This is a genomic window from Kitasatospora sp. NPDC049285, from assembly GCF_040678815.1.
In the GTDB taxonomy this organism is placed as follows: domain Bacteria; phylum Actinomycetota; class Actinomycetes; order Streptomycetales; family Streptomycetaceae; genus Kitasatospora.
This window is the reverse complement of record NZ_JBFAQR010000119.1, coordinates 1-6144: the sequence shown is the minus strand read 5'-3', so window position 1 is coordinate 6144 and position 6144 is coordinate 1. Positions and strand designations below refer to the sequence as shown.

Annotated in this window: 13 protein-coding genes and 2 pseudogenes; all 15 read left to right on the top strand. The window is 65.7% G+C overall.

Translation table 11 applies throughout. The features are described from left to right. Positions 1-119, top strand: a pseudogene (locus tag AB0K51_RS34420) (50S ribosomal protein L2); the annotation flags it as partial. 11 nt (positions 120-130) lie between these two features. Next, a complete protein-coding gene (gene rpsS, locus AB0K51_RS34415; protein WP_043914586.1) occupies positions 131-412 on the top strand; it encodes a 30S ribosomal protein S19 in 282 nt (93 codons plus the stop codon). Positions 413-472: 60 nt separating this feature from the next. After that, positions 473-820, top strand: coding sequence for a 50S ribosomal protein L22 (gene rplV, locus AB0K51_RS34410; RefSeq protein ID WP_363462168.1), 348 nt, complete (start codon positions 473-475; stop codon positions 818-820). Further along, positions 820-1644 (top strand): 30S ribosomal protein S3, encoded by an 825-nt coding sequence (gene rpsC / locus AB0K51_RS34405; RefSeq protein WP_363462166.1) that lies wholly within the window; start codon positions 820-822, stop codon positions 1642-1644. The genes rplV and rpsC overlap by 1 nt, the downstream gene beginning before the upstream one ends. A gap of 4 nt (positions 1645-1648) precedes the next feature. Next, positions 1649-2068: a 50S ribosomal protein L16 gene (gene rplP / locus AB0K51_RS34400; RefSeq protein ID WP_014136280.1), complete on the top strand. Its 420-nt coding sequence runs from the start codon at positions 1649-1651 to the stop codon at positions 2066-2068. After that, a complete protein-coding gene (gene rpmC / locus AB0K51_RS34395; protein WP_030457414.1) occupies positions 2068-2292 on the top strand; it encodes a 50S ribosomal protein L29 in 225 nt (74 codons plus the stop codon). The genes rplP and rpmC overlap by 1 nt, the downstream gene beginning before the upstream one ends. Next, positions 2292-2564, top strand: a complete 273-nt coding sequence (gene rpsQ / locus AB0K51_RS34390) for a 30S ribosomal protein S17 (protein WP_014136278.1) — start codon at positions 2292-2294, stop codon at positions 2562-2564. Before rpmC ends, rpsQ begins: the two co-directional genes overlap by 1 nt. A 102-nt stretch (positions 2565-2666) precedes the next feature. Further along, positions 2667-3038 (top strand): 50S ribosomal protein L14, encoded by a 372-nt coding sequence (gene rplN, locus AB0K51_RS34385; RefSeq protein WP_030263487.1) that lies wholly within the window; start codon positions 2667-2669, stop codon positions 3036-3038. Positions 3039-3053: 15 nt separating this feature from the next. Then, entirely contained in the window at positions 3054-3365 is a 312-nt protein-coding gene (gene rplX, locus AB0K51_RS34380) for a 50S ribosomal protein L24 (protein WP_033214113.1), read from the top strand. Next, the gene (gene rplE, locus AB0K51_RS34375) at positions 3365-3934 is read left to right on the top strand and encodes a 50S ribosomal protein L5 (protein WP_345697573.1); all 570 of its coding nucleotides are present in this window, start codon (positions 3365-3367) and stop codon (positions 3932-3934) included. The genes rplX and rplE overlap by 1 nt, the downstream gene beginning before the upstream one ends. 3 nt (positions 3935-3937) lie before the next feature. Further along, complete coding sequence (locus AB0K51_RS34370) at positions 3938-4123, top strand: type Z 30S ribosomal protein S14 (protein ID WP_008747480.1); 186 nt, start codon at positions 3938-3940, stop codon at positions 4121-4123. Positions 4124-4389: 266 nt separating this feature from the next. Then, entirely contained in the window at positions 4390-4797 is a 408-nt protein-coding gene (rpsH, locus tag AB0K51_RS34365) for a 30S ribosomal protein S8 (RefSeq protein WP_043914570.1), read from the top strand. A 22-nt stretch (positions 4798-4819) separates the two neighbouring features. After that, positions 4820-5359 carry a 50S ribosomal protein L6 gene (gene rplF, locus AB0K51_RS34360; protein ID WP_363462161.1) on the top strand — a complete coding sequence of 180 codons (540 nt, stop codon included), beginning with the start codon at positions 4820-4822 and terminating at the stop codon, positions 5357-5359. A 3-nt stretch (positions 5360-5362) separates the two neighbouring features. Continuing rightward, on the top strand, positions 5363-5746 hold the full coding sequence (gene rplR, locus AB0K51_RS34355; protein WP_035863513.1) for a 50S ribosomal protein L18: 384 nt from the start codon (positions 5363-5365) through the stop codon (positions 5744-5746). Between the two features lie 48 nt (positions 5747-5794). Further along, a pseudogene (locus tag AB0K51_RS34350) lies at positions 5795-6144 on the top strand (30S ribosomal protein S5); the annotation flags it as partial.

Here is a 6144-nt window from a genome sequence, read left to right as displayed (position 1 = left end):
CCTCCGGTGGTCGCCACCCGGTCTCGCCGTGGGGCAAGCCCGAGGGCCGCACCCGTCGCCCGAACAAGGCGTCGGACAAGCTCATCGTGCGCCGCCGCAAGACCAACAAGAAGCGCTAGGAGCAGGTCAGATGCCGCGCAGTCTCAAGAAGGGCCCCTTCATCGACGGCCACCTTCAGAAGAAGGTGGACGTGCAGAACGAGGCGGGCACGCAGAACGTCATCAAGACCTGGTCCCGTCGTTCCGTGATCTCCCCGGCCATGCTCGGCCACACGATCGCGGTACACGATGGCCGCAAGCACGTCCCGGTGTTCGTCACCGAGTCGATGGTCGGCCACAAGCTCGGCGAGTTCGCTCCCACGCGCACCTTCAAGGGGCACGTGAAGGAAGACCGCAAGTCGAAGCGCCGCTAATCGCTTCCGAGCTTTAAGCGCCAGTAAGACTCAGTGACTTAACTCCTTAAGGGGACAACCATGGAAGCCAGGGCTCAGGCGCGGTACATCCGCGTGACGCCCATGAAGGCCCGCCGCGTGGTGGACCTCATCCGCGGCCTGCCGGCTGCGGAGGCCCAGGCGGTCCTGCGTTTCGCTCCGCAGGCCGCCACCGTGCCGGTCGGCAAGGTGCTCAACAGCGCCATTGCCAACGCCGCGCACAACTACAACCACTCCAACGTGGACGACCTCTACATCTCCGAGGCGTACGTTGACGAGGGCCCGACCCTGAAGCGGTTCCGTCCGCGTGCCCAGGGCCGTGCCTACCGGATCCGCAAGCGGACCAGCCACATCACCGTGGTCGTCAGCAGCAAGGAAGGGACCCGGTAATGGGCCAGAAGGTTAACCCGCACGGGTTCCGCCTCGGCATCAGCACGGACTTCAAGTCCCGCTGGTACGCCGACAAGCTGTACAAGGACTACGTCAAGGAAGACGTCGCCATCCGGCGTCTCATGACGAAGGGCATGGAGCGCGCCGGCATCTCGAAGGTGGAGATCGAGCGCACCCGTGACCGCGTCCGCGTGGACATCCACACCGCCCGTCCGGGCATCGTGATCGGCCGCCGCGGCGCGGAGGCCGACAAGATCCGGGGCAACCTGGAGAAGCTGACCGGCAAGCAGGTCCAGCTGAACATCCTCGAGGTCAAGAACCCCGAGCTGGACGCCCAGCTCGTGGCTCAGGGCGTCGCGGAGCAGCTGTCCTCCCGCGTCTCCTTCCGTCGCGCCATGCGTAAGAGCATGCAGTCGACCATGAAGGCCGGCGCCAAGGGCATCAAGGTCCAGTGCTCCGGTCGTCTCGGCGGCGCCGAGATGAGCCGTTCGGAGTTCTACCGCGAAGGCCGTGTGCCGCTGCACACCCTGCGCGCGAACGTCGACTACGGCTTCTTCGAGGCCAAGACCACCTTCGGCCGCATCGGCGTGAAGGTCTGGATCTACAAGGGCGACGTCAAGAACATCGCCGAGGTCCGCGCTGAGAACGCCGCTGCCCGCTCGGGCAACCGCCCGGCCCGTCCCGAGGGTGGTCGTCCCGCCCGCGGTGGCGAGCGCCGTGGTGGCGAGCGTGGTGGCCGCGGCCGTCGTCCCGCCGCTGCCGAGGCCACTGCGGCCCCGGTGACCGAGGCGCCGGCTGCCGAGAACACCGGAACGGAGGCCTGACCCCATGCTGATCCCTCGCCGGGTCAAGCACCGCAAGCAGCACCACCCGAAGCGCCGTGGCGCTTCCAAGGGTGGCACCGAGCTGGCGTTCGGCCAGTTCGGCATCCAGGCCGTCACCCCGGCCTACGTGACGAACCGTCAGATCGAGTCCGCTCGTATCGCGATCACCCGTCACATCCGCCGTGGCGGCAAGGTCTGGATCAACATCTACCCGGACCGCCCGCTCACCAAGAAGCCGGCCGAGACCCGCATGGGTTCCGGTAAGGGTTCGCCGGAGTGGTGGATCGCGAACGTGCACCCGGGCCGGGTCATGTTCGAGCTGTCGTACCCGAACGAGAAGATTGCCCGCGAGGCGCTCACGCGTGCCGCGCACAAGCTTCCGATGAAGTGCCGGATCGTTCGGCGCGAGGACGGTGAAAGCTGATGTCGGCCGCTACCAAGGCTGCGGAGCTTCGCGAGCTGGACAACGAGGCCCTCGTTGCGAAGCTGCGTGAGGCCAAGGAGGAGCTGTTCAACCTCCGCTTCCAGGCGGCGACCGGGCAGCTCGACAACCACGGCCGGCTTCGGCTGGTCCGTAAGGACATCGCGCGGATCTACACCCTGATGCGCGAGCGCGAGCTGGGCATCGAGACGGTGGAGAACGCCTGATGACTGAGAACACCAACGAGACGCGCGGTTTCCGCAAGACCCGTGAGGGTCTCGTCGTCAGCGACAAGATGGACAAGACCGTCGTCGTCGCCGTCGAGGACCGCGTCAAGCACGCGCTGTACGGCAAGGTCATCCGCCGTACCAACAAGCTGAAGGCGCACGACGAGCAGAACGCGTGCGGTGTCGGCGACCGTGTCCTCCTGATGGAGACCCGGCCGCTGTCCGCGACGAAGCGCTGGCGCGTCGTCGAGATCCTCGAGAAGGCCAAGTAACAAGGTTGTTCGCGGTACGGCCGTATGTGCACCAGACCCCCAGGGGTGCGGGTGTGAGCAGCGGCCGGCCCGTCAACACTTGTTGACGATCAGGAGAAAGCTGTGATCCAGCAGGAGTCGCGACTGCGCGTCGCCGACAACACGGGTGCCAAGGAGATTCTCTGCATCCGCGTTCTCGGTGGCTCCGGTCGCCGCTACGCCGGTATCGGGGACGTCATCGTCGCCACCGTCAAGGACGCGATCCCCGGCGGTTCGGTGAAGAAGGGTGACGTCGTCAAGTGCGTCATCGTTCGCACCGTCAAGGAGCGCCGCCGTCCGGACGGTTCGTACATCCGCTTCGACGAGAACGCCGCTGTGGTTCTCAAGAACACCGATGGCGACCCCCGCGGTACCCGCATCTTCGGCCCGGTGGGCCGCGAGCTGCGTGACAAGAAGTTCATGAAGATCATCTCGCTGGCGCCGGAGGTGCTCTAACCCATGGCGAACAGCATGAAGATCAAGAAGGGTGACCTGGTCCAGGTCATCACCGGCAAGGACAAGGGCAAGCAGGGCAAGGTCATCCAGGCCATCCCCGCTGAGAACAAGGTCCTGGTCGAGGGTGTCAACCGGGTCAAGAAGCACACCAAGCCGGGCCCCGGCACGCAGGGTGGCATCGTGACCGTCGAGGCCCCGGTGCACGTCTCCAACGTCCAGCTGGTCGTGGAGAAGGACGGCAAGAAGGTCGTTACCCGCGTCGGCTACCGCTTTGACGACCAGGGCAACAAGATCCGCGTTGCCAAGCGGACCGGTGAGGACATCTGATGTCTGAGACGACTGTTGAGAAGGTGACCCCCCGTCTCAAGGAGCGTTACAACTCCGAGATCAAGGGTCAGCTGCACGAGCAGTTCTCGTACGAGAACGTCATGCTGATCCCCGGCCTGGTCAAGGTCGTGGTCAACATGGGTGTCGGCGAGGCCGCCCGTGACAGCAAGCTGATCGAAGGCGCCATCAAGGACCTGACCGCGATCACCGGTCAGAAGCCGGCCGTGACCAAGGCCCGCAAGTCCATCGCGCAGTTCAAGCTGCGCGAGGGTCAGCCGATCGGCGCCCACGTCACCCTCCGTGGTGACCGCATGTGGGAGTTCGTGGACCGTCTGGTGTCGCTGGCTCTGCCGCGTATCCGTGACTTCCGCGGCCTCTCGCCCAAGCAGTTCGACGGCCGTGGCAACTACACCTTCGGTCTGACCGAGCAGGTCATGTTCCACGAGATCGACCAGGACAAGGTCGACCGTCAGCGCGGTATGGACATCACCGTCGTGACCACCGCTCAGACCGACGATGAGGGCCGGGCGCTCCTGCGCGCTCTGGGCTTCCCGTTCAAGGAGGCGTGAGCCATGGCGAAGAAGGCCCTGATCGCTAAGTCCGAGCGCAAGCCGAAGTTCGGCGTCCGGGCTTACACCCGGTGCCAGCGCTGCGGCCGCCCGCACTCGGTGTACCGCAAGTTCGGCCTGTGCCGTGTGTGCCTCCGTGAGATGGCGCACCGCGGCGAGCTGCCGGGCGTGACCAAGAGCTCCTGGTAGTCCTTACCAGCTGCTCTGACCAGCGAAGCAGTGGTGCCCGGCCCCCGATTTTTGGGTTCCTGTACCGGATCCCGTAAGGTTGTGGGGTCGGGCCCCTGCCGCAGCGCCCCTTCCGGGTAGCCTGCGGCTCTCGTTTGAGGGCTCGCACAACCCAGTCTTACTACGTCGTAGGTCCCCTGCGCTTGTGCCCCTTTCGCACTCTTTCACGAGTGCGCGAAGGGGGACCTGGTGCGGAGAAACCACGGCGAGAGAGGCCTGAGGCCACCATGACCATGACCGACCCCATCGCAGACATGCTCACTCGTCTGCGTAACGCCAACTCGGCGTACCACGACTCCGTCGTGATGCCGTCGAGCAAGATCAAGGCGCATGTCGCCGAGATCCTGCAGCAGGAGGGGTACATCTCCTCCTACAAGGTTGAGGACCCCACCGAGAACGAGGTCGGCAAGAAGCTGACCATCGAGCTCAAGTTCGGTCCGAACCGTGAGCGCTCCATCGCCGGCATCAAGCGCATCAGCAAGCCGGGTCTGCGTGTTTACGCAAAGTCCACCAACCTGCCGAAGGTTCTCGGCGGCCTGGGCGTGGCGATCATCTCCACGTCCTCCGGCCTCCTGACCGACAAGCAGGCCGCCAAGAAGGGCGTAGGCGGAGAAGTTCTCGCCTACGTCTGGTAATCCGGGAAACGGAGGTACAGCAATGTCGCGCATTGGACGGCTGCCCATCCAGGTTCCCGCTGGTGTGGACGTCACCATCGACGGCCAGACGGTCTCGGTGAAGGGCCCCAAGGGCTCCCTCACCCACGTCGTCGCCGCGCCGATCGAAATCGGCAAGGGCGAGGACGGCACTCTGCTCGTCACCCGCCCGAACGACGAGCGTCAGTCGAAGGCCCTGCACGGCCTTTCGCGCACGCTGGTGGCGAACATGATCACCGGCGTGACCGCGGGCTACCGCAAGTCGCTGGAGATCAGCGGTGTCGGTTACCGAGTCACGGCGAAGGGCTCCAACATGGAGTTCGCGCTGGGCTACAGCCACCCGATCCTGGTCGAGGCGCCGGAGGGCATCTCCTTCGTCGTCGAGTCGCCCACCAAGTTCCACGTGGACGGCACCGACAAGCAGAAGGTCGGCGAGATCGCCGCGAAGATCCGCAAGCTGCGCAAGCCCGACCCGTACAAGGCCAAGGGCGTCAAGTACGCGGGCGAGGTCATCCGCCGCAAGGTCGGAAAGAGTGGTAAGTAAGCGATGAGCGTCTCTGTCAAGATCGGCAAGGGCAACGCCTACAAGAACGCCGCCCGCAAGCGCCGCGCCATCCGCGTTCGCAAGCGCGTCGTCGGCACCGAGGTGCGTCCGCGCCTCGTCGTGACGCGTTCGAACCGCCACATGGTCGCCCAGGTCATCGACGATGCCAAGGGTCACACCCTGGCGTCGGCGTCCACCCTCGATGTGTCCATCAAGGGCACCGAGGGCGACAAGACCGAGCTGGCCAAGAAGGTCGGAAGCCTGGTCGCCGAGCGCGCCAAGGCCGCCGGCGTCGAGTCGGTCGTCTTCGACCGCGCGGGCAACCGGTACGCCGGCCGCATCGCCGCCCTGGCGGACGCGGCCCGCGAGGCCGGGCTCGACTTCTAAGCCGCTCGTCGACTCTGTCGACGGACGTAAACGAGAGAGGTAATTCCAATGGCTGGACCCCAGCGCCGCGAAGGCGGCGCCGGTCGCGGCACCGGTGGCGAGCGGCGCGACCGTAAGCGTGACGATCGGGGCGGAGCCCCGGTCGCCGAGAAGACCGCTTACGTCGAGCGCGTGGTCGCGATCAACCGTGTCGCCAAGGTTGTCAAGGGTGGTCGTCGTTTCAGCTTCACCGCGCTGGTCGTGGTGGGCGACGGTGACGGCACCGTGGGTGTCGGTTACGGCAAGGCGAAGGAGGTTCCGGCCGCCATCGCCAAGGGTGTTGAGGAGGCCAAGAAGAACTTCTTCAAGGTCCCCCGTATCCAGGGCACCATCCCGCACCCGATCCAGGGCGAGAAGGC

Excerpts from the sequence above, each read along its gene's own strand:
- rpsS (WP_043914586.1), top strand. The coding sequence starts at position 131 with ATGCCGCGCAGTCTCAAGAAGGGCCCCTTCATCGACGGCCACCTTCAG.
- rplV (WP_363462168.1), top strand. The coding sequence starts at position 473 with ATGGAAGCCAGGGCTCAGGCGCGGTACATCCGCGTGACGCCCATGAAG.
- rpsC (WP_363462166.1), top strand. The coding sequence starts at position 820 with ATGGGCCAGAAGGTTAACCCGCACGGGTTCCGCCTCGGCATCAGCACG.
- rplP (WP_014136280.1), top strand. The coding sequence starts at position 1,649 with ATGCTGATCCCTCGCCGGGTCAAGCACCGCAAGCAGCACCACCCGAAG.
- rpmC (WP_030457414.1), top strand. The coding sequence starts at position 2,068 with ATGTCGGCCGCTACCAAGGCTGCGGAGCTTCGCGAGCTGGACAACGAG.
- rpsQ (WP_014136278.1), top strand. The coding sequence starts at position 2,292 with ATGACTGAGAACACCAACGAGACGCGCGGTTTCCGCAAGACCCGTGAG.
- rplX (WP_033214113.1), top strand. The coding sequence starts at position 3,054 with ATGAAGATCAAGAAGGGTGACCTGGTCCAGGTCATCACCGGCAAGGAC.
- rplE (WP_345697573.1), top strand. The coding sequence starts at position 3,365 with ATGTCTGAGACGACTGTTGAGAAGGTGACCCCCCGTCTCAAGGAGCGT.
- AB0K51_RS34370 (WP_008747480.1), top strand. The coding sequence starts at position 3,938 with ATGGCGAAGAAGGCCCTGATCGCTAAGTCCGAGCGCAAGCCGAAGTTC.
- rpsH (WP_043914570.1), top strand. The coding sequence starts at position 4,390 with ATGACCATGACCGACCCCATCGCAGACATGCTCACTCGTCTGCGTAAC.
- rplF (WP_363462161.1), top strand. The coding sequence starts at position 4,820 with ATGTCGCGCATTGGACGGCTGCCCATCCAGGTTCCCGCTGGTGTGGAC.
- rplR (WP_035863513.1), top strand. The coding sequence starts at position 5,363 with ATGAGCGTCTCTGTCAAGATCGGCAAGGGCAACGCCTACAAGAACGCC.